The 22,561-nt window shown below is 65.5% G+C and carries 23 protein-coding genes; 13 read left to right on the plus strand and 10 right to left on the minus strand.

What is annotated here, in order from left to right:
• Nucleotides 1-175: 175 nt before the first annotated feature.
• On the plus strand, nucleotides 176-961 hold the full coding sequence (locus CVM73_RS06970; RefSeq protein ID WP_100231274.1) for an EF-hand domain-containing protein: 786 nt from the start codon (nucleotides 176-178) through the stop codon (nucleotides 959-961).
• 84 nt (nucleotides 962-1,045) lie between these two features.
• On the opposite strand, the gene CVM73_RS06975 is transcribed toward CVM73_RS06970, so the two are convergent.
• Both CVM73_RS06975 and CVM73_RS06980 read right to left on the minus strand, forming a co-directional pair.
• A complete protein-coding gene (locus CVM73_RS06975) occupies nucleotides 1,046-2,047 on the minus strand; it encodes a P1 family peptidase (RefSeq protein ID WP_100231275.1) in 1,002 nt (333 codons plus the stop codon).
• Between the two features lie 58 nt (nucleotides 2,048-2,105).
• Nucleotides 2,106-4,928, minus strand: coding sequence for a PAS domain S-box protein (locus CVM73_RS06980; protein WP_100231276.1), 2,823 nt, complete (start codon nucleotides 4,926-4,928; stop codon nucleotides 2,106-2,108).
• Between the two features lie 231 nt (nucleotides 4,929-5,159).
• Between CVM73_RS06980 and CVM73_RS06985 the strand changes: the two genes are divergently transcribed.
• Nucleotides 5,160-5,543: a response regulator gene (locus CVM73_RS06985; RefSeq protein WP_100231277.1), complete on the plus strand. Its 384-nt coding sequence runs from the start codon at nucleotides 5,160-5,162 to the stop codon at nucleotides 5,541-5,543.
• A 78-nt stretch (nucleotides 5,544-5,621) separates the two neighbouring features.
• Here CVM73_RS06985 and CVM73_RS06990 read toward each other — a convergent pair whose 3' ends face one another.
• From CVM73_RS06990 to CVM73_RS07010, 5 genes are all read right to left on the minus strand, one after another.
• Nucleotides 5,622-6,740 carry a branched-chain amino acid ABC transporter substrate-binding protein gene (locus CVM73_RS06990; protein WP_100231278.1) on the minus strand — a complete coding sequence of 373 codons (1,119 nt, stop codon included), beginning with the start codon at nucleotides 6,738-6,740 and terminating at the stop codon, nucleotides 5,622-5,624.
• Nucleotides 6,741-6,926: 186 nt separating this feature from the next.
• Nucleotides 6,927-7,670, minus strand: a complete 744-nt coding sequence (locus CVM73_RS06995; RefSeq protein ID WP_100231279.1) for an ABC transporter ATP-binding protein — start codon at nucleotides 7,668-7,670, stop codon at nucleotides 6,927-6,929.
• Entirely contained in the window at nucleotides 7,667-8,500 is an 834-nt protein-coding gene (locus CVM73_RS07000; RefSeq protein WP_100231280.1) for an ABC transporter ATP-binding protein, read from the minus strand. The genes CVM73_RS06995 and CVM73_RS07000 overlap by 4 nt, the downstream gene beginning before the upstream one ends.
• Nucleotides 8,497-9,816 (minus strand): high-affinity branched-chain amino acid ABC transporter permease LivM, encoded by a 1,320-nt coding sequence (livM, locus tag CVM73_RS07005; protein ID WP_100231281.1) that lies wholly within the window; start codon nucleotides 9,814-9,816, stop codon nucleotides 8,497-8,499. The genes CVM73_RS07000 and livM overlap by 4 nt, the downstream gene beginning before the upstream one ends.
• Nucleotides 9,817-9,828: 12 nt before the next feature.
• Nucleotides 9,829-10,746, minus strand: coding sequence for an ABC transporter permease subunit (locus tag CVM73_RS07010; protein WP_100231282.1), 918 nt, complete (start codon nucleotides 10,744-10,746; stop codon nucleotides 9,829-9,831).
• Nucleotides 10,747-11,025: 279 nt separating this feature from the next.
• On the opposite strand from CVM73_RS07010, the gene CVM73_RS40040 reads away from it, so the two are divergent.
• Together CVM73_RS40040 and CVM73_RS07020 are read left to right on the plus strand one after the other, a co-directional pair.
• A complete protein-coding gene (locus tag CVM73_RS40040; protein WP_167406682.1) occupies nucleotides 11,026-11,196 on the plus strand; it encodes a hypothetical protein in 171 nt (56 codons plus the stop codon).
• 303 nt (nucleotides 11,197-11,499) lie between these two features.
• Nucleotides 11,500-12,024: a hypothetical protein gene (locus CVM73_RS07020; RefSeq protein ID WP_100231283.1), complete on the plus strand. Its 525-nt coding sequence runs from the start codon at nucleotides 11,500-11,502 to the stop codon at nucleotides 12,022-12,024.
• Here the strand turns inward: CVM73_RS07020 and CVM73_RS07025 are convergent.
• The 3 genes from CVM73_RS07025 to CVM73_RS07035 form a co-directional block, all read right to left on the minus strand.
• A complete protein-coding gene (locus CVM73_RS07025) occupies nucleotides 11,986-12,378 on the minus strand; it encodes a carboxymuconolactone decarboxylase family protein (protein ID WP_100231284.1) in 393 nt (130 codons plus the stop codon). The two genes, CVM73_RS07020 and CVM73_RS07025, sit on opposite strands and share 39 nt — an antisense overlap.
• Before the next feature lie 165 nt (nucleotides 12,379-12,543).
• A complete protein-coding gene (pcaD, locus tag CVM73_RS07030; protein WP_100231285.1) occupies nucleotides 12,544-13,326 on the minus strand; it encodes a 3-oxoadipate enol-lactonase in 783 nt (260 codons plus the stop codon).
• Nucleotides 13,327-13,451: 125 nt separating this feature from the next.
• A complete protein-coding gene (locus CVM73_RS07035; RefSeq protein WP_100231286.1) occupies nucleotides 13,452-14,807 on the minus strand; it encodes a 3-carboxy-cis,cis-muconate cycloisomerase in 1,356 nt (451 codons plus the stop codon).
• Nucleotides 14,808-14,991: 184 nt separating this feature from the next.
• Here CVM73_RS07035 and CVM73_RS07040 point away from each other — a divergent pair, with 184 nt between their 5' ends.
• The 9 genes from CVM73_RS07040 (at nucleotide 14,992) to CVM73_RS07080 (ending at nucleotide 22,461) form a co-directional block, all read left to right on the plus strand.
• Nucleotides 14,992-15,438 (plus strand): SRPBCC family protein, encoded by a 447-nt coding sequence (locus CVM73_RS07040; protein ID WP_100231287.1) that lies wholly within the window; start codon nucleotides 14,992-14,994, stop codon nucleotides 15,436-15,438.
• 134 nt (nucleotides 15,439-15,572) lie between these two features.
• The gene (locus CVM73_RS07045; protein WP_100231288.1) at nucleotides 15,573-16,058 is read left to right on the plus strand and encodes a (2Fe-2S)-binding protein; all 486 of its coding nucleotides are present in this window, start codon (nucleotides 15,573-15,575) and stop codon (nucleotides 16,056-16,058) included.
• Nucleotides 16,059-16,085: 27 nt separating this feature from the next.
• Nucleotides 16,086-16,892 (plus strand): FAD binding domain-containing protein, encoded by an 807-nt coding sequence (locus tag CVM73_RS07050; RefSeq protein ID WP_100231289.1) that lies wholly within the window; start codon nucleotides 16,086-16,088, stop codon nucleotides 16,890-16,892.
• A 60-nt stretch (nucleotides 16,893-16,952) separates the two neighbouring features.
• On the plus strand, nucleotides 16,953-17,876 hold the full coding sequence (locus CVM73_RS07055; protein ID WP_100231290.1) for an AAA family ATPase: 924 nt from the start codon (nucleotides 16,953-16,955) through the stop codon (nucleotides 17,874-17,876).
• A 146-nt stretch (nucleotides 17,877-18,022) separates the two neighbouring features.
• Nucleotides 18,023-19,225 (plus strand): vWA domain-containing protein, encoded by a 1,203-nt coding sequence (locus CVM73_RS07060; RefSeq protein WP_100231291.1) that lies wholly within the window; start codon nucleotides 18,023-18,025, stop codon nucleotides 19,223-19,225.
• Nucleotides 19,226-19,235: 10 nt separating this feature from the next.
• A complete protein-coding gene (locus CVM73_RS07065) occupies nucleotides 19,236-19,559 on the plus strand; it encodes an XdhC family protein (protein ID WP_008564652.1) in 324 nt (107 codons plus the stop codon).
• A gap of 2 nt (nucleotides 19,560-19,561) precedes the next feature.
• On the plus strand, nucleotides 19,562-20,263 hold the full coding sequence (locus CVM73_RS07070; protein WP_100231292.1) for an XdhC family protein: 702 nt from the start codon (nucleotides 19,562-19,564) through the stop codon (nucleotides 20,261-20,263).
• Nucleotides 20,260-21,864, plus strand: a complete 1,605-nt coding sequence (locus CVM73_RS07075; RefSeq protein WP_100231293.1) for an NTP transferase domain-containing protein — start codon at nucleotides 20,260-20,262, stop codon at nucleotides 21,862-21,864. Before CVM73_RS07070 ends, CVM73_RS07075 begins: the two co-directional genes overlap by 4 nt.
• Before the next feature lie 207 nt (nucleotides 21,865-22,071).
• Nucleotides 22,072-22,461, plus strand: coding sequence for a DUF4189 domain-containing protein (locus tag CVM73_RS07080; RefSeq protein ID WP_100231294.1), 390 nt, complete (start codon nucleotides 22,072-22,074; stop codon nucleotides 22,459-22,461).
• Nucleotides 22,462-22,561 lie beyond the last annotated feature (100 nt).

Here is a 22,561-nt window from a genome sequence, read left to right on the forward strand (position 1 = left end):
GCTTCCTGTGGGCGGAAATTTCTGCCGCGACCGGCACGAATTGCCGGTGTTCCCGCGGCCTGCAAAGCGTGGTGGACGCGGATTTCATTGAGCTTTTCGCGATGGCACGTCGCTTGCTGATCTCACCGGACAGAACATTCGTCGCGGCACGCCGCATCCCGTTGGAGTTTGTGCAATGTTGTTCGCCCTTGGCGCCGTCTCGAGCGCGCTCGACGCGATCCAGTCGCTGACGAGCTCGAAATCGTCGTCGGCGACGCACAAGACGGGCTCCTCGCAGAGCGCGCCGACCAATCCGTTCGCGATCGACAGCGGCAGCAGCACGACCGGCGGGTCGACCTCGTCGGTCAACGCGGGCAGGCATCCGCAGATCTCGCCGGAGACGATGAACGCGTTGTTTGCTGCGCAGAGCCAGTCGGCGGACACGAGCGGCGCGACCAGCTCGGCCTCGACGGGGGCAGCGTCCTCGGCACCGAACAGTCGTGAAGATGCCCTGAAGGACCTGTTCTCGCAGATCGACGCGGACGGCGACGGCAAGATCACCCAATCCGAGTTCGAGGGCGCGCTCGGCGCCGGCGGCACCAACCTCGCCCAGGCCGACGACGTGTTCTCGAAGATGGATGCGAATGCCGATGGCAGCATCAATCTCGGAGAGATGACGAAGGCGCTGAGGGGCGGTCACGGCCATCATCACGCGGAAGGCGCCGGCGGCTCGGGCGACGGTTCGGGGTCCTCGTCGCAATCCAGCGGCGGCTCGACTTCGACCACGACGACCAATGCCGACGGCTCGACGACCACCACCGTCACCTATGCCGATGGCTTCAAGATGTCGACGACGGTGCCGGGGGCGAACTCTTCCCGTAGTTCAGCCTATGACCTGTTTGCGCAGTTGATGCAGCAGCAAGGCGGGCAGGGGCAGGGCGCCTCGGCGGCTGCCGGCTCGTCCATGTCGATGAGTGTGTGAGCGGGCAGCCCTCTCTCCGCCAATGATGCTGTCACGCCCCGCGCAGGCGGGGCAACGCGCGACGTGGTGAGAGACGTGTGCTCCTTACGCCCCAAACCGATCCCTCCACGCCGGCTGCCCACCGGGGAACGGCAACGCCGTCGCGCTGTACACACCGCGCGCGATGGCGCGTGCGACTACGTTGGCGGCGACCGTGCCGAGCTCGGTGAGGCCAACCAGCGGCTCGATCGGCTTTTCGCACGTGGCGGCGGCAAACAGCACGTCGCCGTCGGTCGGCGCATGCACCGGATAGATCGCACGGGCGAAGCCGGTATGCGCGATCATCGCCAGCCGCTTGGCCTGGGGCTTGGTCACCACCGCATCGGTGACCACGGCGCCGATGGTGGTGTTCTCGCGCGCGCTCGCCGCAGGACCGCCCTTGATGCGCATGAGGAGCATGTCCTCGGTGAACTTGTCCGGCAGGCCGCGTCTCCCGAACTCGCCGTCCACCTCGAACGGCGCCGCCCAGAACCACGGTCCCTCGCCGACGGTGACGCTGCCCACGGCGTTGACGGCGACAATCGCCGCGACCTTGATTCCGCTCGGCGTCACGGCCGACGCCGAGCCGAGACCGCCCTTGAACGTCGCGGTGGTGGCGCCGAAGCCGGCGCCGACGCTGCCAAGCGCAAAGTCCGCGCTGCTGGCAGCGGCCGCTGCGGCGTAGCCGAGGTCGCGATAGGGCGAGAAGCGTCCCCAGGCCTTGTCGCCGCCATTGAGCAGGTCGAACAGGATCGCCCCCGGCACGATTGGGATCAGCGCTTCGCGAACCCGGTGGCCGCGGCCCTGCTCGGCGAGCCAGGCCTGCACGCCGCCGCCGGTATCGAGGCCAAAGGCGGAGCCGCCCGACAGCGCGATCGCATCGACGCGCTCGACCGTGTTGGCAAGATCGAGCAGTGCATCCTCGCGTGTGCCGGGGCCGCCGCCGCGAACGTCGATGGCGGCGATCGCGGGAGAATCGAAGACAATTGCGGTCGCGCCGGAAGCGACTTTCGCGTCTTCGGCATGGCCGACCCGGACGCCGGCGATATCGGTAAGAAGGTTCTTCAAGACGGCCTCGTCGTTGAGAGCAATTCGCGATCTGCGATAGCGCAGCGATGCCGCAGGCTCAACTGGCGAGCGCGATTCTCAGCATCTTGGCGAGCTCGGACTTGCGGTAGGGCTTTGCCAATAGCAGCACGCCGGAATCCAGTCGGCCGTGATGGACGATGGCGTTTTCGGTGTAGCCCGAGGTGAACAACGTCTTCAGGTCGGGGCGGCGCCGGGCCGCTTCGTCTGCAAGCTGGCGGCCGTTCATGTTGCCGGGCATGATGATGTCGGTGAAGAGCAGGTCGATGGTCTCGTCGCTGTCGATGATATTGAGGGCCTCGGCGCCGTTGGCGGCCTCGAGCGCGGTATAGCCGAGGCTCTTGACCTGCGTCACGACATACTGGCGCACCAGCGTATCGTCCTCGACGATCAGGATCTTCTCGTCGCCGCCGGTGACGGGCGCGTTCTGGAGCGCCTCGAACTCGGTCTCGTGCACCCCGGTCGAGCGCGGCAGGTAGATCTTCACGCTCGTGCCGTGGCCTTCCTCGCTGTAGATCTTGATGTGGCCGCCCGACTGCTTGACGAAGCCGAATACCATGCTGAGGCCGAGGCCGGTGCCCTTGCCGACCTCCTTGGTGGTGAAGAAGGGATCGAAGACCCGGTCGATCAGCTCCGCGGGGATTCCGCTGCCGGTGTCGCTGACCGCGATCATCACGTAATTGCCGGCGGTGACGTCGGGATTCATGCTGGCATAGCCGTCGTCGAGGAAGACGTTGCGGGTCTCAAGCACCAGGGTGCCGCCGTCCGGCATGGCGTCGCGCGCATTCAGCGCGAGATTGAGGATCGCGGTGGACAGCTGGCCCGGATCGACCAGCGTCGGCCAGGCATCCTCGGTGAGCTGCGGCATGATGGTGATCTGCTCGCCGAGGGTGGGATGCAGCAGCTTGGCGGCTTCGAGCGCCAGCGCATTGACGTCGATCTCGCGCGGCTGGAGCGGCTGCTTGCGGGCGAAGGCGAGCAGATGCTTGGTCAGCTGCGCGCCGCGCTCGGCGGCGTCGTCGATCAGCTTGGTGATGGCGGCAAGCTCGGGCCGGTCGGCGACCGCGTCGCTGAGAATGCCGATCGTGCCCGTGATGACGGTCAGCACGTTGTTGAAGTCGTGGGCGACGCCGCCGGTCAATTGGCCGATCGAGTCCATCTTCTGGACCTGCCGGAACTGGGCTTCGGCGGCCTGCTTGTCGGTGAGGTCGCGGCCGATGAAGAAGTGGCGCTTCACCGGCTCGGACCAGGTACCCATCCAGTTCAGCGTGACCTCGTGACCGTCGTAATGGTAGTAGCGCGCCTCGAAGCTGCGCTTGACCGCGCCACGACGGGCTGCACGCATCTCGTTCCGCGCCTTGTCGAGATCGTCGGGGTGGATGAACTCGGTCGCGATGTGCCCGACCATGTCCTCGGGGCTGTAGCCGAGAATGTTCTGCACGCTCGGGCTGACCTGGACGAAATTGCCATAGCCGTCGGTGACCAGGATCAGGTCCTGCGATGTCTCGAAGATGCGCTGGCGTTCCTCGGTCTCGCGGCGCAGCTTCTCTCTCGCCTGCTTCTCTTCGGTGATGTCGTGGGCGATCTTGGAGGCGCCGATGATCTCTCCCTCATCGGTCCGCAGCGGTGAAATGTTCAGGACGACGTCGAGCGGGCGGCCGTCTTTCCGGATTCGGATCGTCTCGTGCTGGGCGATCGACTCGTTGCTGGCTACCCGGTTGAGGATGCTCCTGACTTCGCCCTTGAGATCCGGCGGCACGATGATGTCGATCGGCTTGCCGACGGCCTCGGCGGCGGGATAGCCGAACAGATGTTCGGCGGCCTTGTTCCAGCCGGTGATGATGCCGTCGAGCGATTTCGTGATGATGGCGTCATTGGACGACTCGACCACCGCGCCGTACAGCGCGAGGCGTTTGCCGTAATAGTCGCGTTCCGAGGCCGATTGCTGGCGCAACTTCCCGACGAGGCCCACCGTATGCGCCTGGAGGCGGACATTCTCGATGAGAAGCACCGCGAGCACGAAGGTCGCCGCAGCGAGGCCGTAGAGCCGGCCGGCATAGAAGCCGAGATCGAAGCGCGCGACGTTGACGATCGCCGACAGCGCGATGTCGAACAGCCAGGCACACATGACCACCATGAGCCAGACGTCGATCACCGTATGCGGCCTGCGGAACCAGAGCGAGACCAGCGCGGCGAAGCTCAGCGACCACACGAAGGACACGACCCCGATCATGGTCGGCGTGTAGTGACCGTCGCGCAGCAGGACCGGCAACAGATCGTGCTGCGCAGTGACGATCCAGCCGAAGACGGCCATCGCGGCGATGACGCCGAGCACGCTGGCATGAATCGCGCTGCTTGCCGCGCCGCGGATCCGCGGGCCGCCGTCCTTTTCCTTCAGCCAGGCATAAGCCATCACGCACAGCGGAAAGCCGGCGTGCCAGATCATGTAGAGCCAGACCGTGGTCTGCCGGCCCGCGCCAAAGAGCCCGGCTGGTGCGAACAGTCCGGGAAAGGTGAGGGCATGAACCAGCGCCGCAGCGGCGGTGAAGAGATAGCCGGTCGCCAGCCACAGCAGCGCACGGGTCCGCAAGACCGCAAATTGCGACAGCAGCAGCACTGCCGTGACGATGTCGCTTACGGCGAGCGCCGATTGATAACTCGCGACGAAGGCCGGGACCGGCTGGAGCGGGGTACCGGCGAAGGGCACGGCCGCTGCGAACAGGAGGGAGGACACGCCGACAATCGTCAATGCGGCGCTGCGGTCGGTCGAAGTGGCCGGCAGGGTCGAAAGAAATGTGCTTCGGTCGATCGTCGCAGGCACGTCCACCTCTCGCGGGTCCGTCTTGAGCAGGGTCTTGAGCATCTCCGCTAGTCTCGTTCGGCCGGCAGTCCGTTCATGGTAGCGGGTTCGGGGCGCGCCTCGTGAAGGAACCGGTTACGACTCAACCGAAGGTTACAGCTTACTTAACTACGGTGGGAACACGGAATTAGGGAAGGTAAGACGCGCTTTACTGGACGGTGCCATAATGCCCCTCAGCCGCGGCGGGTTCCAGGTTGGATCAGGCGATTTGATCGATATCGGGGGTTGTTCCCAATGCCTCGCGTTCTCGTCATCGACGACCAGAAGGGCGTCCGCACGATGATCGCGATGGTGCTTCGGGTCAATCATTTCGAGGTCGAGGAGGCCGAGAGCGGTGCAACCGGACTGAAGGCCTTCGCGGAAAGCTCCTTCGACGCGGCGATCGTCGACATCTTCCTCGGCGACACCAGCGGCGTCGACGTCATTGCTACCCTGCGCGAACGCGCGCCGGCGCTCCCCGTCATTGCGGTATCCGGGATGACGGCGCTCGATTTCATGGACCAATCGCCCCTCCTCGCCAACGTGGTCTGCCTGCAAAAGCCGTTTCGGCCGAACGATCTCCTGCAAGCATTGCGGAAGGCCGCGGCCGCGGCCGGCGGCGAGCTGCCCGCCGTCTGATCCCTGCCGCAAGAAGAAACGCCCCGGGGTAAGCCGGGGCGCGGTGATGATTGAGGGGATTGAGGTCAAGGCCAGCGGCTAGGTGCCGCCGCCCACGATCTCGGCGTAGCCGCCCTTTGCGTCCCATTTGTAGACGACGTAGTCGATCTGCTTGATGTCGCCCTTGGCGTCATATTCGACCGGGCCGATCACGGTGTCCCATTTGCCGGCCTTCATCGCCGCCATGACCTTCTTGGCGTCGGTGGTGCCGGCCTTCTTGGCCGCCTGCGACCACACCTGCATCGCAGCATAGGTGTAGAGGGTGTAACCCTCGGGGTCGATGTTCTTGGCTTTGAAAGCCTCGACGATCTTCTTCGCGGTCGGCTTGTTGCGCGGGTCGGGGCCGAAGGTGAACAGCGTGCCTTCGCCGGCAGGGCCGGTGATGGAGGCGTATTCCTTGTCGGCGAGTGCGTCGCCGGCCATCAGCACGGTCTTGAGGCCCTGGTCGCGCATCTGGCGCAGGATCAGGCCGCTTTCCTGATGATAGCCGCCGACATAGACGAGGTCGATGTTGTCGCGCTTCAGGCGCGAGACGATCGCGTTGAAGTCCTTGTCGCCCTTGTTGTACGACTCGTACATCTTCTCGGTGATGCCGGCCTTGTTGAGCGCCTTCTTGGTCTCGTCGGCAAGACCCTTGCCGTAAGTGGTCTTGTCGTTGAGGATGGCGATGTTCTTGCCCTTGAAGTTCTTGGCGATGTACTGCGCCGCGATCAGGCCCTGCTGATCGTCACGGCCGCAGACGCGCGCCACGTTCCAGAGCTTGCGCTCGGTGAACAGCGGGTTGGTCGAGGCCGGCGTAATCTGGAGGACGTTGCCGTCGGCATAGGCTTCCGAAGCCGGGATCGACGATGACGAGCAATAGTGCCCGGCCACGAACGGGATTTTCGCGCCGGCGATCTTCTCGGCGATCGAGCGCGCCTGTTTCGGGTCGCAGGCGTCGTCGTTGACACTGAGCGCGAGCTTCTTGCCGTTGACGCCGCCGGCGGCATTGATATCAGCCACGGCCATCTCGGCGCCGTTCTTCATCTGGCGGCCGAAGGCGGACTCGCCGCCGGTCATCGGGCCTGCGACTGCGACGGTGACATCCTGCGCGAATGCCGCGCTCGACAGCGCGATCGATGCGCCGAATGCCAGACCGATGAGCTTCAGTGATTTCATGAGATACCTCGCGGGTGGTCGCCTGTGGAAGTTGCCGGGAATGTCCGGTTCAAACCGCCGCCATTCTTGAATGAATTCGAGGAGAAGTCACCGGCAAAATACGGGCACTTGCGCGGTTATCTCGCCACATTCGGCCGCACTCGTCCGCCCCAGGGCTCGGTCAGCCGTCTCGGTCAGCCGTCTCGGTCAGCCGTGGCGGCCGCCTTCCAGATAGGCGGCGCGAATCTCGGGGCGCTGCAACAATTCGCTGCCGGTCCCGGCCAGCGTGATCAGGCCATTGACCATGACATAACCGCGATGGGCGAGCTTGAGGGCATGGTTGGCGTTCTGCTCGACGATCAGGACGGTCAGGCCGTCCTGCCGGTTCAGGGTGCGGATCGCATCGAAAATCTGGCGTGCGATCAGCGGTGCCAGCCCGAGCGAGGGCTCGTCGAGCAGGAGCAGGCGGGGGCGGCTCATCAGCGCGCGGCCGATTGCCAGCATCTGCTGCTCGCCGCCGGACAGGGTTCCTCCGCGCTGGGCATAGCGTTCCTTGAGCCGCGGAAACAGCGTGAACACGCGTTGCAGCATCGCCTCGCGTTCGGCGTCGGTACATCCGGTGGAGTCGGCCCCCATCTGCAGGTTTTCCGCAACGCTCATGCGCGGGAAGATGCGGCGGCCCTCGGGCGATTGCGCGATGCGCAAATGCGCGATCTCGTGGGTGGGCACGCCGGTGATGTCGCGGCCGTCATAGAGGATCCGGCCGGCGCGGGCGCGCGGCTTGCCGAAGATCGTCATCATCAGCGTCGACTTGCCGGCGCCGTTGGCGCCGATCAGGGCCACGATCTCGCCGGCATTGATCTCGACGTCGACGCCCTTCAGCGCCTCGATCTTGCCGTAGGCGGCGCGAAGACCGCGGATCGCGAGCAGGGGAGTGGGCGCCGATGTCACGTCCCGCTCTCCATCACGGCCACGGCCTCGTCCTCGTCGGTGCCGAGATAGGCGGCGATCACCTTGGGATCGTCGCGGATCTCGCGCGGCGTGCCTTCCGCGATCTTCACGCCATGGTCCATCACCACGATGTGGTCGGAGATCTCCATCACCACCGACATGTCGTGCTCGATCAGCAGGATTGAGGTGCCGAGCTCGTCCCGGATCGAGAGCAGGAGCTCGCTCAAGGCCGCGCTCTCGCGCGCATTGAGGCCGGCGGCGGGCTCGTCCAGGCACAACAGGGCGGGCTCGGTGCACATTGCGCGCGCGATTTCCAGCCGGCGCTGGTCGCCATAGGCGAAATTGCCGGCGGCGTCGTCGGCGCGGTCGAGCAGGTTGACCCGCCTCAGCCAGTCGGTGGCGAGATCGATCGCACGCTTCTCGGCGTCGCGGTAGGCGGGGGCGCCGACAAGGCCGAGCAAGGTGAAGCCGGAGGCGCGCATCAGCGCGTTATGCTGCGCCACCATCAGGTTTTCCAGCGCGGTCATGCCGGGAAACAGGCGGATGTTCTGGAACGTGCGCGCGACCTTGGCCTGCTTGGCGATGCGGAAATCGTTCAGCCGCTCCAGCGCGATCACTCTGCCGTCGTCATGGGTGAGGCGGATGGCGCCGCCGCTCGGCTTGTAGAAACCGGTGATGCAGTTGAAGACCGTGGTCTTGCCGGCGCCGTTCGGCCCGATCAGCGCGGTGATCTTCTTCCGCTCGGCGGCGAATGAGAGATCCTGCACGGCGACGATGCCGCCGAAACGCATGGTCAGCCGGTCGACGCTGAGAATCTTGTCGCCGCTCATCCGTGTCCTTCCTTGACGAGGTCGGAAGAGATCGCCTGCGCCTTGGTCAGATACACGGTGGGCGCGCGATGGCCGATCAGGCCGCGCGGCCGCCAGATCATGATCAGCACCATCGCCATGCCGAACACGAGCATGCGATAGGTCTCGAGGCCGCGGAACAGCTCGAAGCCACCGATCATGGTGAGCGCGGCGAGCGCGACGCCGAGCTGCGAGCCCATGCCGCCGAGCACGACGATGGCGAGCACCAGCGCCGACTCCTGGAAGGTGAAGGATTCCGGGCTGATGAAGCCTTGCCGTGTGGCGAAGAACGCGCCGGCAAAGCCGCCGAACATCGCACCGGTGGCGAACGCCGTGAGCTTCGTGGTCGTCGTGTTGATGCCGAGGGCGCGGCAGGCGACCTCGTCCTCGCGCAAGGCCTCCCAGGCGCGGCCGATCGGCAGGCGACGCAGGCGGATCGTCACCCAGTTGGTGAGCAGGGCCAGCGCCAGGATCAGGTAGAACAGGAAGACGATGCGATGCGTCGACGAGTATTCGATGCCGAGCTTGGCGGCGAGCCCGTCGTCGCTGTTGTCGAGCGGGATCCCGAACAGCGTGGGGCGCGGAATGCCGGGGACGCCGTTCGGCCCGCCCGTGAGCTCCTGCCAGTTGATGATGACGAGGCGGATGATCTCGCCGAAGGCGAGCGTCACGATGGCGAGATAGTCGCCGCGCAGGCGCAGCACAGGGAAGCCGAGCAGCACGCCCCAGCAGGCGGCGAGGATGCCGGCGAGCGGCAGGCAGACCCAGAACGACCAGCCGAAATTGGTGGCGATCAGCCCGTAGGAATAGGCGCCGACCGCATAGAAGGCGACGTAGCCGAGATCGAGCAGGCCGGCGAGCCCGACCACGACGTTGAGGCCCCAACCCAGCATCACATAGGTGAGGACGAGGATTCCGAGGTCGAGGATGTAGCGCTGGTCATAGAAGATCACGGGCACCAGCAGGGCGAAGATCAGAAGCGCCGGCGCGAGGAAGCGGCCGACGAACGCCATGCCGCTATGTACCGCCGGCGGCACCAGCCGCTCGGCGCCGCTCGGACCGATCCATTGCCTGAACAGCTCGATCACGATCGAACCGCCGAATACGACGCCGACGAGCGAGGCCAGCTCGCCGAAGCGCGTCCAGTAGGTGAGCTGGCCGGAGGAACCCGCCTCGGTGCGGATGCCGACCATCAGCGAGAACAGCACCAGCGCGACCAGGGCGTTGGTGAAGGCGGTCTTGAGAAGGGCGGGGATGCCCGTTGCAGGTTTGGCCGTATTGGTCGAGGGAGCTGTCACGCGGCCGGTCCGTCAGACTTTTTCGACTTCGGGACGGCCGAGCAGGCCGGTCGGCATGAAGATCAGCACGACGATCAGGATCGAGAATGCCGCGACGTCCTTGTACTCGACCGAGAAATAGGCCGACCAGAACGTCTCGATCAGGCCGATCGCGAGCCCCCCGAGCATGGCGCCCGGCAGCGAGCCGATGCCGCCGAGCACGGCGGCGGTGAACGCCTTGATGCCGGCGACGAAGCCCATGAAGAAATCGACCAGGCCGTAATAGAGCAGGTACATCAGGCCGGCGACCGCGGCGAGCGCAGCGCCGATCACGAAGGTCATGGAGATGGTGCGGTCGACGTTGACGCCGAGCAGCGCCGCCATGGTCTGGTCCTGCTCGCAGGCGCGCATGTCGCGGCCGAGCCGGGTGCGCGAGACCAGCCAGGTGAAGATCGCCAGCAGCACGATGGTGGTGACGACCACCATGATCTGGATGTTGGAGAGCTGGATCACGAAGCCATCCGGGCTCTCATGCAGCGTGTAGCCCCCGGTGATGAAGGGCGGGATCGGCTTGACCCTGGCGCCTTGCGTCACCTGCGAATAATTGGTCAGCACGAAGGACATGCCGATCGCCGACAGCATCGGGGCGAGGCGGAAGGAATGGCGCAGCGGCCGGTAGGCGATGCGCTCGATGGTCCAGCCATAGAGCGCCGTGATCGCCATCGAGACCAAGAGTACGACGAGCAGGATCACGGGGATGGCCGTGAGGCCGAGCGAGATCAGGATCAGGAAGGTGATGAGGGCGATGAAGCCGCCGATCATGAAGACGTCGCCATGGGCGAAGTTGATCATGCCGACGATGCCGTAGACCATCGTGTAGCCGATCGCGATCAGGCCGTAGATCGAGCCGAGCACGAGGCCATTGATGAGCTGCTGGGCGAAATAATCCATGCGCTGCCGTTACCAAACCTGACACGGGCTCAAAGGGAGCTCTTGAGAGAGTGAGTTTCTTGAGGCCCCGGCAGCCCCTCGCATTCTTCCCGTTTTGTAACAGGACGGAACTGGCGGCTGCAACTGGCCAGGCCTCGGCATAAAGGCTTGTACAGAACTCATTTTGTGACGGATGTCGTCTTCCGGTTCCGCACCTGGGAGGAACCGGGTTCCGCGGGCAACCAAAATGGAGGCCGTCCGTTATCTCCGCTCTGACGTCCAACAAGGGAGTTTCCCCGAATGACGAAGCAGCAGAACCAGAATCCGGGTCAGCAGAGCCAGAACCCCGGCCAGCGCAACCCGCAACAGCAGCAGGGTGGCGGCCAGAAACCCGGACAGCAGCAGCAGGACCCGATGCGCCAGGGCGAGCGTCCCGGCCAGCAGCAGGGCGGCCAGCGCGATCAGGAATAACGAGTTTGGGAGCCCAGGAGCGGCCCCGCCGAAAGGCGGGGCCTTTTTTGTTGAAGAGTCATTCCGGGGCGGCTCGAAGGGCCGAGCTCCGGTGCGCAACTGCGCACCTGAGAATCTCGAGATTCCCCGGTGCGCAATTGCGCACCTGAGGTCTGGTGCTGGCGCACCATCCCGGAATGACGAACGTCTGCGAGGGCGGTTAAGGTAAACAAAGGGTTTAAATTGCCGCCACAGTCTGATGCGAGTTAGCTCCCCGCAAAGCCTTCCCAATGAAGGCGCGTGGCAGGCGAAGCGGGAAGCGGCATGTTCAAGAATTGGCGGATCGACACGGTCAACGGCGCGCTGCTGGCAGCCTATTTCATCCCGGCCTGGGCGCTGGTCGCCTTCAACATCATCGTGGCGCCGGTGCACGGCCTCTACGAGCGGCCCAGTGTCGCAGTCGCGCTATACCTCAGCGACCATCTCCATATGGCAGGGATGGACACGGTGCGCGCGGCCTGGCTGCTGGCGCTGGGACGGCTGACCGTCGTGGCGTTCTTCGCGATCTATCTTGTGCTGCTGTGCATTCCCCGCGTCCGCCGGAATGGCGGCAGCGACGAGGCGCTCGGCATTGCGCTGGCGCTCGGCAGCCTGATCTCGTTTGCCAGCATGGTGATGGCCTCGAAGGTCGGCGAGATGGCCGCGCTGCGGCTGCACGCCACCGAGCTGCTGCTCTTGCTCGGTGCTGCCATCGTGGTGGTGATCGAGAAGCCGGCGGCAGCGCCGAAGGCCGTCGAGATCGCCGCTCCTCTAGGTCTTGAGCAGGCCGAGCTCCTGCACAATCGCTGAGGCTTCCTTGACGGCGTGGTTCGCCGCCGGCACGCCGCAATAGATCGCCTGCTGCAACAGGATTTCCTTGATGTCATCGGGCGTGAAGCCGCCCTCGGCGAGCGCCGCACGCACGTGCAGGCGGAATTCGTCCCATTGCCCGAGCGCGACCATGGTGCCGATCACCAGCACCCGCCGCGTGCGCTCGTCGAAATGCGGCCGCGTCCAGATCTCGCCCCAGGCATAGCGGGTGATCAGGTCCTGGAAGTCAGTGTTGAAGGCATTGCGGTTCGCGATCGACTTGTCGACCCAGGCATTGCCCAGCACCCTGCGGCGCACGTTCATGCCGGCATCGCGGCGCTTCTGGTCGTCCATTGATGTCTCCTGTTGCTCGGCTCTTCACCTCTCCCCAGCGGGGAGAGGTCGATTTGCGCAGCAAATCGGGTGAGGGGGCTCAGGTGCCCAATGAGAGACCGTAACCCCTCACCCGTCGCTTCGCGCCGACCTCTCCCGATGGGAGAGGTGTTCGAATGCGCGGCTCTAACGCTGCGTCAGGAACCCCACCACCGCATCCGTGAATGCGTGCGGCTGCTCGACGTTGGAAATGTGCGCGGCGTCGATGATGGTCATGCTGGCGCCGGGAATGTTGGAGCGGATCAGCTCGGCCGCCGAGATCGGCGTCGCCATGTCGTGGCGGCCGGCGATCACCAGCGTCGGGCTCTTGATTTTGGGCAGCAGCTCACGTTGGTCGAGTGTCGACAGCGCCTCGCAGCAGGCGAGATAGCCCTCGACGGGGGAGGCGAGCAGCATCGATTTCATCTTTGCGGTGATCACAGGCTCGCGCTCGCGGAAATCCTGGGTGAGCCAGCCTGCGATCACGGCGTCCGCGACCGCCGCGATGCCGCCCTTCTTCACGGCGTCGATACGCTCCAGCCACCTGGTCGGCTCGGCGTAATAGCAGGCGGTGTTGGCGAGGATGAGCTTGCCGAGCCTCTCCGGCGCATTGGCGCCGAGCCATTGCCCGACCATGCCGCCCATCGACAGGCCGCACCAATGCACCTTCTCGATGTTGAGGTCGTCGAGGATCGCGAGCACGTCGCGGCCGAAGCGCTCCATCGTGTAGGGGCCGGGTGGAACGTTCGACCTGCCATGGCCGCGGCGGTCGTAGCGGATGACGCGGAACACCTGCGTCAGCGCCTTCATCTGCGGCTCCCACATCTGCAAGGTGCAGCCGAGCGAGTTCGACAGCATCAGCGTCGGCCCGCCGTCGCGGCCCTCGACGGAGACGTTGAGCAGGCAACCGTCGGCATCGATCATGGGCATGGCATGTTCCTCGTCATGTGTGGGCAACAGCGCAGAGCGCGTCTTAATCTAGATGACCCGCGCATCCATCCAAAAAGTGAATCTATCCAGGATGATGGATTGCCGGGTCAAGCCCGGCAATGACATCAGGAGAGATCCAATGAATCCAGCAGGCGGTCGATCAGCGCCTGCGAAGCGCCTTGATAGGCCATCGGCTCGAACAATGCCGCAATTTTTTCCGGCGGCAGATGCGCGGTGACCCGCGAATCGCCTGACAGCACCTCACGCAGATGCTTCTTCTCGGCGACCGCGCGCTTGCTGGCGGCCTCGATGAGATGATGCGCATCGCTCTTGCCGATGGCTTCGGCCAGCGCAAAGGTGACCGCCTCGGCCATGATCAGCCCGTGCGTCGCATCGAGATTGCTGCGCATGCGCGCCGCATCGACCTCGAGACCCTCGGCGATGTCGACGATGGCGGCCAGCGCGCCGGAGGTGACCAGCATCAATTGCGGCAGCGTCGGCCATTCCGCGTGCCACGGGCCGGCGCTGCGTTCATGGTCTTGCACCTGCGCGGCAAGAATCGTCGCGGCGAGCTGCGGGGCCATGGTCGCGGCGCCCAGCGCGCTCGCAGCGGCGACCGGGTTGCGCTTGTGCGGCATCGTCGAGGAGCCGCCGCGACCTTCGCCGGCGGGCTCGAAGGCTTCGCCGACATCGGTCTGCATCAGCAGCGAGACATCGCGTGCGATCTTGCCGCAGCTGCCGGCGAGAATTGCGAAGCAGGATGCCGCCTCGGCGATGCGGTCGCGATGGGTATGCCAGGGCGCCTCGGGCAGCGGCAGGCTCAGCTCCTGCGCCAGCCGTTCGGCCACCGTGAGCCCGTTGCCGCCGAGCGCGGCGAGCGTGCCGGCAGCACCTCCGAATTGCAGCGCGAGGCCCTCACGGGAGAGCCGCCGCAGGCGGCAGCGCGCACGGGCGAGGCTTGAGGCGTATTCCGCCGCCTTCAGCCCGAACGGCATCGGCAGCGCGTGCTGGAGCCAAGTCCGCGCCACCATCGCGGTATTGCGGTGGGCTCGCGCCAGCGTCGCAAAGCCCTTGATGGCGCGGCTGAGGTCGACGTCCAGCGCCGCGATGCCGGCGCGAAGCGTCAGCATGGTCGCGGTGTCGATGACATCCTGGCTGGTCGCGCCCCAATGCACGTAGCGCGCGGCCTCCGTATCGGCCTTGCCGACATTGGCGGTCAGCGTCTTGACCAGGGGAATCGCGAGATTGCCCGATCGCGTCGCAGCCTCGGCCAGTGCGGCCATGTCGAAGGAATCGGCTTTGCATGCCGCCTCGATCGGGCCGACGGCGGATGCCGGAATCACAGCCGTGGCAGCCTCGGCGCGTGCCAAGGCTGCCTCGAAATCGAGCATGTTCTGCAGGGTCGACCGATCGTCGCAGACCGCGCGCATGGCGGCGCTCGACAGCATCGGGGCGAGCAGGGGGGAGAGGGATGTGCTCATGGTGCGCGCGACCTAATCATCAAGGCCCGGCTGTGCCAATCCCCAACCATCCGCACACGTCTTTTTGCAGTTGCGAATATGCATTGCACGTGACCGGAAGTGGCCTTTCCTTTGCGGCCTTCGTACGTTACTTGAGCAGCACTATAGTTACGCGACCCAGCTTCGAAATTCCGGGAGGCACCCCATGGCCATGACAATGAACGGCGAAGTCCAGCTCGCAGCGTCGCGCGAGGCCGTGTGGGCCAAGCTCAACGATCCCGAGGTGCTGAAGGCCTGCATCCCCGGCTGCGAGGAGCTGGAGAAGACCGACGACGGCGGCTTCCGTGCGATCGCGAAAATGAAGGTCGGGCCGGTGTCGGCGCGCTTCAAGGGCAAGGTGATGCTCTCAGATCTCGACCCGCCGAACGGCTACAAGATCTCAGGCGAAGGCGAGGGTGGGGTGGCCGGCTTTGCCAAAGGCGGGGCCGCGGTCAAGCTCGCGGAGAAGGACGGCGGCACGCTGCTCTCCTACGACGTCGAGGCGCAGATCGGCGGCAAGTTGGCGCAGCTCGGCCAGCGCCTGATCAACGGCGCCGCCAAGAAGCTCGCCGACGAGTTTTTCGCGAACTTCGCCAAGGCAGTACAGAGCTGAAGGTCATCGCCTTCGGCATGGCGGCTTGCGTCCGGGGTGATGTTGCCCCAGGGGACAATGGCCCATATGATGGGTTGGAATAATTATAAGAACCGCTTCGACGGGACCCGTCGGGGCGCTGATAGAGAGTGCTTATGGCAAAAATCTCCCTCATCGTGAACGGCAATCCTGTGACGGCCAACGTCGACCCCCGCACGCTTCTGGTGCAGTTCCTGCGCGAGAATCTGCGCCTGACCGGCACCCATGTCGGCTGCGACACCTCGCAATGCGGCGCCTGCGTCGTGCATCTCGACGGCAAGGCCGTGAAGTCCTGCACCACGCTTGCCGTGATGGCCGATGGTCACGAAATCAAGACGATCGAGGGACTGGCCGCCGACGGCGCGCCGCTGCATCCGATGCAGGAGGCCTTCCGCGAGCATCACGGCCTGCAGTGCGGATTCTGCACGCCCGGCATGATCATGACCGCGATCGACATCGTGCACCGCAAGGGCCACGAGCTCGACGACCACACCATTCGCGAGGAGCTCGAAGGCAATCTCTGCCGCTGCACGGGCTATCAGAACATCGTCACCTCGATCTCCGCCGGCGCCAAGGCGATGGCGAAATCCGATCTCGCGTAACGCGCATCCCGCGATCAGGACATTCAGATGTACGAATTCAAATATCATCGCCCTGGGACCGTTCGCCAGGCGGCCAACCTCCTGGTGAAGAACGAGGACGCCAAGGTCATCGCCGGCGGTCACACGCTGATTCCCGTCATGAAGCAACGCCTCGCAAGCCCGCCGCATCTGGTCGACCTCTCCCACATCGAGGGGCTCAACACGATCGAGATGAAGGGCCGCTCGCTGGTGATCGGCGCCACCGCCAAGCACGCCGAGGTCGCGACCTCCGCCATCGTCGGTGAGGCGATCCCGGCGCTGGCGAACCTTGCCGGCGGCATCGGCGATCCCGCCGTGCGCCACAAGGGCACGATCGGCGGCTCGCTCGCCAACAACGATCCGACCGCCGACTATCCGGCCGCGGTGCTTGCGCTCGGGGCCACCATCGTCACCAACAAGCGCCGCCTCAAGGCTGAAGAATTCTTCCAGGGCCTGTTCACGACGGCGCTCGAAGCCGACGAGATCATCACCAAGGTGATGTTCCCGCTGCCGAAAAAAGCGGCCTACGTCAAATTCCGCAACCAGGCCTCGCGCTACGCGCTGGTCGGCGTGTTCGTGGCGCGGCGTCCTTCGGACGTCCGTGTTGCCGTCACCGGCGCCGGCTCCGAAGGCGTGTTCCGTGTCACCGCATTCGAGGAGGCCCTGAAGAAGCGCTTCGCCTCGAAGGCGCTGGAAGGCATCAACGTGCCGGCGGAAGGCCTCAACAGCGATATCCACGGCAGCGCCGAATACCGCGCGCACCTCATCGGTGTGCTGACGCGGCGCGCCGTCGACGCCGCCAATGCGAAGGAATGATGGGCCTCACTCATTGGCCCAATACTTGCCCGATGAGGGCGTAAACGAGACTGGCCTTTCATGACTTCAGCGGCCAATACTTCCGGTGCCATGCCGGCATCGGTCGATGCGATGCTCGAACTCCTGACCTCGCGCGGCTATCTCGCCGAGCGGTCGCTGGCGACGGTGGCCTACCTGTCGCTGCGCATGGGCCGGCCGCTGTTCCTGGAGGGCGAGGCCGGGGTCGGCAAGACCGAGATCGCAAAGGTGCTCGCGGCGGCGCTGGGACGGAAGCTGATCCGCCTGCAGTGCTATGAAGGTCTCGACGTCTCCTCCGCGGTCTACGAGTGGAACAGCGCGGCCCAGATGATCGCGATCCGGATGGCGGAAGCCGCCGGCGACACCGATCGCGAGCAGCTCTCGAGCGATATCTTCGCCGATCGCTACATGATCAAGCGGCCGTTGCTCCAGGCGCTGGAGCCCGACGTCGCAGGCCCGCCGGTGCTGTTGATCGACGAGCTCGACCGCGCCGACGAGGCGTTCGAGGCCTACCTGCTCGAAATCCTCAGTGACTTCCAGGTGACCATCCCCGAGTTCGGCACCGTGAAGGCGCCGCATCCGCCGATCGTCATCATCACCTCCAACCGCACCCGCGAGATCCACGACGCACTGAAGCGGCGCTGTCTCTATCACTGGGTGGATTATCCTGCCGCCGAGCGCGAGCTTGCGATCGTCAAGACGCGCGTGCCCGGCATCTCCGCCAAGCTGTCGCAGCAGGTCGTGCGCTTCGTCCAGGCGCTGCGCAACCAGGACTTCTACAAGTCGCCTGGTGTCGCCGAGACCATCGATTGGGCCACCGCGCTGTCCGAGTTAGATGCCCGCTCCCTGACGCCGCAAGTGGTCGGCGACACGCTGGGCGCGCTGCTCAAGTATCAGGACGACATCACCCGGATGCAGGGCGACACCCTGCAAAAGGTGCTGAAGGAAGCGACGAGCGAGAATTGATCTCGCCTCGAATTGCGCTCGTCATTCCGGGGCGCGACGAAGTCGCGAACCCGGAATCCATCGGGCCGCAGAGTTAGTGGATGAATGGATTCCGGGCTCGCGCCCAAGAGGGCGCGCCCCGGAATGACGGCTGAAAGTGTTGAAATATGGCCATCAACCACCTTGCTCCCGAGCAGACCGAGCAATTCGCCGACAACATCGTCGGCTTCGCCCGCGCGCTGCGGTCGGCCGGCCTGCCGGTCGGGCCGGGCGCGGTGATCGATGCCATGAGCGCGCTGCAGGTGATCGAGATCGGCAACCGGTCCGATGTCTTCGCCACGCTCGAGGCGATCTTCGTCAAGCGCCATGAGCATGCGCTGATCTTCAGCCAAGCCTTCAACCTGTTCTTCCGGCCTTCCGAAGAATGGAAGCACATGCTGGATTCGGTGCCGCTGCCGGAGCAGGCCAAGAAGAAGCCGCAGGCCGGCGCCCGCCGCGTGCAGGAGGCGATGTCGCAGCCGCGCATGACCGAGACGCCGCAGCACCAGGAGCAGGACCTGCGCCTGTCGGTCTCCGACAAGGAGATCCTGCAGAAGAAGGATTTTGCGCAGATGAGTGCAGCGGAGATCTCCGAGGCACTCCATGCCATCGAGCGGATGCACCTGCCGCAGGCCGAGCTTCTGACGCGCCGGCAGCGGCCCGATGCCCGCGGCCTGCGCCTCGACCTGCGCCGCACGCTGCGCGCATCCTTGCGCACCGGCGGCGACATCATCGACATCCATCGTCTCGGGCGGATCGAGAAGCCGGCGCCGATCGTGGCGCTGCTCGACATCTCGGGCTCGATGAGCGAGTACACCCGCCTGTTCCTGCATTTCCTGCATGCGATCACGGATGCGCGAAAGCGCGTCTCGGTGTTCCTGTTCGGCACGCGCCTCACTAACGTCAGCCGCGCGCTGCGCCAGCGCGACCCTGATGAGGCGCTGGCGAGCTGCTCGGCCTCGGTCGAGGACTGGGCGGGCGGCACGCGGATCTCGGCTTCTCTGCACAACTTCAACAAATTGTGGGCGCGGCGGGTGCTGAGCCAGGGCGCGATCGTGCTCTTGATCTCCGACGGGCTGGAGCGGGAGGCCGATTCCAAGCTGGCCTTCGAGATGGACCGGCTGCACCGGTCCTGCCGGCGGCTGATCTGGCTCAACCCGCTGTTGCGGTTCGGCGGCTTCGAGGCCAAGGCGCAGGGCATCAAAATGATGCTCCCGCACGTTGACGAATTCCGCCCGGTACATAATTTGAGTTCGATCCAGGAGCTGATCACGACGCTCTCCCAGCCGCTGCCGCCGCATCACCGCAGCCTGATCCGCTCCGCAGCTTGAGAGGCACCCCATGCTCGATCGCGACGAGGACATTCTGAAAGCGGCGGAGGACTGGCAGAAGGCCGGCCGTGGCGTCGCGCTCGCTACTGTCGTCGAGACCTGGGGCTCGGCGCCGCGCCCGGCGGGCTCGAGCCTTGTCATCAATGATGAGGGCACCTTCCTGGGGTCCGTCTCCGGCGGCTGCGTCGAGGGCGCCGTGGTCACCGAGGCCATGGACGTGATCGAGAGCGGCAAGCCAAAGATGCTGGAGTTCGGCGTCGCCGACGAGACCGCCTGGAATGTCGGGCTGTCCTGCGGCGGCACCATCCGCGTCTTCGTCGAAAAGGTCGGCTAGCCGTGAAGCTCGCAATCCTGCACGAACTCAATGCCGAGCGCGCCGCGCGCCGGCCGGTGATCCTGGTGACCGACACCGAGAGCGGCGAGCAGCGGCTGGTGAAGGCCAAGGATTTTGCCAAGGATCCGCTGCGCACTGAGCTGGAGAAGCAGCTTCGCATGGGCAAGAGCGCCAGTGTCGAGGCCGGCGCCAAGAAGCTGTTCCTCAACGTCTACGCGCCGACGGCCAAGCTCGTGATCGTCGGCGCGGTCCATATCAGCCAGGCGCTGGCGCCGTTGGCGCGCTCGCTCGGTTATGACGTCACCGTGGTCGATCCCCGCACGGCCTTTGCCAGCCCCGAGCGCTTTCCCGACATTCCGCTGATCGCCGAATGGCCCGACACCGCGCTGCCGCCGCTCAACGTCGACGCCTACACGGCCTTCGTCGCGGTGACTCACGATCCGAAGATCGATGACCCCGCGCTGCTGCACGCCTTCGAGCGCAAATGCTTCTATATCGGCGCGCTCGGATCGCGGAAGACGCATGCCAAGCGTGCCGACCGGTTGCGGGCGCAAGGCGCCAAGGAAAGCGACATCGCGCGCATCCACGCGCCCATTGGCCTTGCGATCGGCGCGGTCTCGCCGTCCGAGATCGCAGTGGCGATCATGGCCGAGATCACGGCGGTGCTCCGGCTGCCTCCCAAAGAAAAAGAAGAAGCGGCATGAAGTTCGGCCCGGCGAGCCCCAAGGATGCGATCGGCGGGGTGACCGTCCACACCCTGCGCCAGGGCCCGCTGGTGCTGAAAAAAGGCACGACGATCGGACCTGCCGAGGTCGAGGCGCTCACGCGCGCCGGCATCAAGGACATCGTCGTGGTGCGCATGGAGGCGGGCGACGTCTCCGAGGACGTTGCGGCCGCCAGCATCGCGCTTGCCGTCGGCGGCGATGGCATTCATGTCGAGCGCGCCTTCACTGGCCGCGCCAATCTGTTCGCCGCGCGAGCGGGCGTGCTGGTGATCGACCGCGCCGCGGTCGATCGCATCAACAATATCGACGAGGCCATCACTTTTGCGACGCTCAGCGCCTACAAGCCGGTGGTCGAGGGCGAGATGGTCGGCACCGTCAAGATCATTCCGTTCGGCGTCGAAGGAAGCCTGCGCGATGCCGCGGTGAAGGCGGCGGGCAAGGACGTCCTGAAGATCGCGCCCTATGTGATCAAGCGCGTCGGTGTGGTCTCGACGCTGCTGCCGGGCCTGTCCTCCAAGGTGATCGACAAGACCCTGCGCGTCACCGCCGAGCGGCTCGCGCCGGCCGGCGCCAGCATCATCGCGGAGCGGCGGGTGCCGCACGAGGAGCAGGCGCTGTCGGCCGCGATCCAGGAATTGCTCGGCCTCGGTGCCGAGCTCGTCATTGTGTTCGGCGCCTCTGCGATCGCCGATCGCCGCGACGTGATCCCGGCGGCGGTCACCGGCATCGGTGGCGAGATCGAGCATTTCGGCATGCCGGTCGATCCCGGCAATCTGCTGCTGATTGCCCGCGCCGGCGGCGTGCCGGTGCTGGGTGCGCCGGGCTGCGCACGCTCGCCGGTCGAGAACGGGTTCGACTGGGTCTTGATGCGGCTTCTTGCCGACATCAAGGTGACGCGGTCCGAGCTGATGGGCATGGGCGTCGGCGGTCTCCTGATGGAGATCGTGACGCGGCCGCAGCCGCGTGCCACGCCGGAGACCGAGGGCAACAGCCAGGTCGCGGCCATCGTGCTGGCGGCGGGCCGCTCGACCCGGATGGGCGGGCCGAACAAGCTGCTCGCCGAGCTCGACGGCAAAAAGCTGGTGCGGCTCGCGACCGAGCAGGCGCTGGCCTCGAAAGCATCCGAGGTGATCGTCGTCACGGGGCATCAGGCCGAGCTGGTCGAGCAGGCTCTGCAAGGCCTGAAGGTGAAGTTCGTCCGCAATCCGGATTTCGCCGGCGGCATCGCGGGCTCGGTCAAGGCGGGCATCGCGGCCGTGCCCGAGAGCTGCGACGGCGCCGTGGTGTGTCTCGGCGACATGCCGCTGATCGACGCCGGTCTGATCGACCGCCTCATCGACAGTTTTGCGCCGGACCGCGGCAATCTCATCGTCGTGCCCGTCAGCGAAGGCCGCCGCGGCAATCCCGTGCTGTGGTCGCGCCGCTTCTTCAAGGAGTTGATGACGCTCGACGGCGACGTTGGCGCACGCCACCTGATCGCCAAGCATGCGGAGGCGGTGGCCGAAGTGCCGGTGGATGGCGAGAGCGCTTTCCTCGACATCGACACGCCGCAGGCGCTGGAAGCGGCGCGGCGCGGATGAAGGTACCGTAACTGACGGTGCCGGGTGGGCAAAGGCGCGTAGCGCCGTGCCCACCATCTCGTCGAACCATGATCAAGAATTGGTGGGCACGCTTCGCTTTGCCCACCCGGCACCTCCCGGTCGGCCAATTTCAACCACCTGTTCACCATCTGGAAACGACCGCCGCTTAGAGTCGCCTCCACCTGCCTTGGGGGGAGGGGTTTTTCCATGGCTTCGAATGTCGTCGCGCGCCGTTGCGCGATGTTTTTCTTTGCGCTGTCGGTTTGTGTTGCCGGTGCCCGTCACATCACGAATGCGCATGCCGCCGGCGCCTTTGCGGTCGGCAAGTGCGGCGCCTATGGCCAGGCGTTTGACTATGGCGCCGAGCGCGAGGCGCGCGCCGCCGCGCAGAAGCAGTGCAAGGGCGATTGCACGACGATGACGATGAAGCGCGCTTGCGCCGCGATGGCGGTCGACCTCGCCAACCCCTGCGGTGCCTATGGCTATGCCGTGAAGCCGAAGATTTCGGCTTCGCTCAACGCCGCCACGCGCGAATGCTACAAGTATGGCGGCAAGGAATGCGTGATCCGCGCCTGGGCCTGCGACGCGAAGGGTTGAGTCGGTCAAGCGCTGATTCTACTTGCTGTCATTCCGGGGCGATGCGTAGCATCGAACCCGGAATCCATTCGTCCACCTGTTCTGTGGTGCGATGGATTCC

It is taken from the genome of Bradyrhizobium forestalis, from assembly GCF_002795245.1.
Classification (GTDB): Bacteria; Pseudomonadota; Alphaproteobacteria; order Rhizobiales; family Xanthobacteraceae; genus Bradyrhizobium; species Bradyrhizobium forestalis.

Bases quoted from the DNA above. Each gene is read 5' to 3' on its own strand.
- CVM73_RS07075 (WP_100231293.1), top strand. From the start codon at position 20,260: ATGAAGTTCGGCCCGGCGAGCCCCAAGGATGCGATCGGCGGGGTGACC.
- CVM73_RS07035 (WP_100231286.1), bottom strand. From the start codon at position 14,807: ATGAGCACATCCCTCTCCCCCCTGCTCGCCCCGATGCTGTCGAGCGCC.
- CVM73_RS40040 (WP_167406682.1), top strand. From the start codon at position 11,026: ATGACGAAGCAGCAGAACCAGAATCCGGGTCAGCAGAGCCAGAACCCC.
- CVM73_RS07000 (WP_100231280.1), bottom strand. From the start codon at position 8,500: ATGAGCGGCGACAAGATTCTCAGCGTCGACCGGCTGACCATGCGTTTC.
- CVM73_RS07050 (WP_100231289.1), top strand. From the start codon at position 16,086: ATGTACGAATTCAAATATCATCGCCCTGGGACCGTTCGCCAGGCGGCC.
- CVM73_RS06980 (WP_100231276.1), bottom strand. From the start codon at position 4,928: ATGCTCAAGACCCTGCTCAAGACGGACCCGCGAGAGGTGGACGTGCCT.
- CVM73_RS06970 (WP_100231274.1), top strand. From the start codon at position 176: ATGTTGTTCGCCCTTGGCGCCGTCTCGAGCGCGCTCGACGCGATCCAG.
- pcaD (WP_100231285.1), bottom strand. From the start codon at position 13,326: ATGCCCATGATCGATGCCGACGGTTGCCTGCTCAACGTCTCCGTCGAG.
- CVM73_RS06990 (WP_100231278.1), bottom strand. From the start codon at position 6,740: ATGAAATCACTGAAGCTCATCGGTCTGGCATTCGGCGCATCGATCGCG.
- CVM73_RS07080 (WP_100231294.1), top strand. From the start codon at position 22,072: ATGGCTTCGAATGTCGTCGCGCGCCGTTGCGCGATGTTTTTCTTTGCG.
- CVM73_RS07065 (WP_008564652.1), top strand. From the start codon at position 19,236: ATGCTCGATCGCGACGAGGACATTCTGAAAGCGGCGGAGGACTGGCAG.
- CVM73_RS07020 (WP_100231283.1), top strand. From the start codon at position 11,500: ATGTTCAAGAATTGGCGGATCGACACGGTCAACGGCGCGCTGCTGGCA.
- CVM73_RS07055 (WP_100231290.1), top strand. From the start codon at position 16,953: ATGACTTCAGCGGCCAATACTTCCGGTGCCATGCCGGCATCGGTCGAT.
- CVM73_RS07025 (WP_100231284.1), bottom strand. From the start codon at position 12,378: ATGGACGACCAGAAGCGCCGCGATGCCGGCATGAACGTGCGCCGCAGG.
- CVM73_RS07010 (WP_100231282.1), bottom strand. From the start codon at position 10,746: ATGGATTATTTCGCCCAGCAGCTCATCAATGGCCTCGTGCTCGGCTCG.
- CVM73_RS07045 (WP_100231288.1), top strand. From the start codon at position 15,573: ATGGCAAAAATCTCCCTCATCGTGAACGGCAATCCTGTGACGGCCAAC.
- CVM73_RS06985 (WP_100231277.1), top strand. From the start codon at position 5,160: ATGCCTCGCGTTCTCGTCATCGACGACCAGAAGGGCGTCCGCACGATG.
- CVM73_RS07040 (WP_100231287.1), top strand. From the start codon at position 14,992: ATGGCCATGACAATGAACGGCGAAGTCCAGCTCGCAGCGTCGCGCGAG.
- CVM73_RS07060 (WP_100231291.1), top strand. From the start codon at position 18,023: ATGGCCATCAACCACCTTGCTCCCGAGCAGACCGAGCAATTCGCCGAC.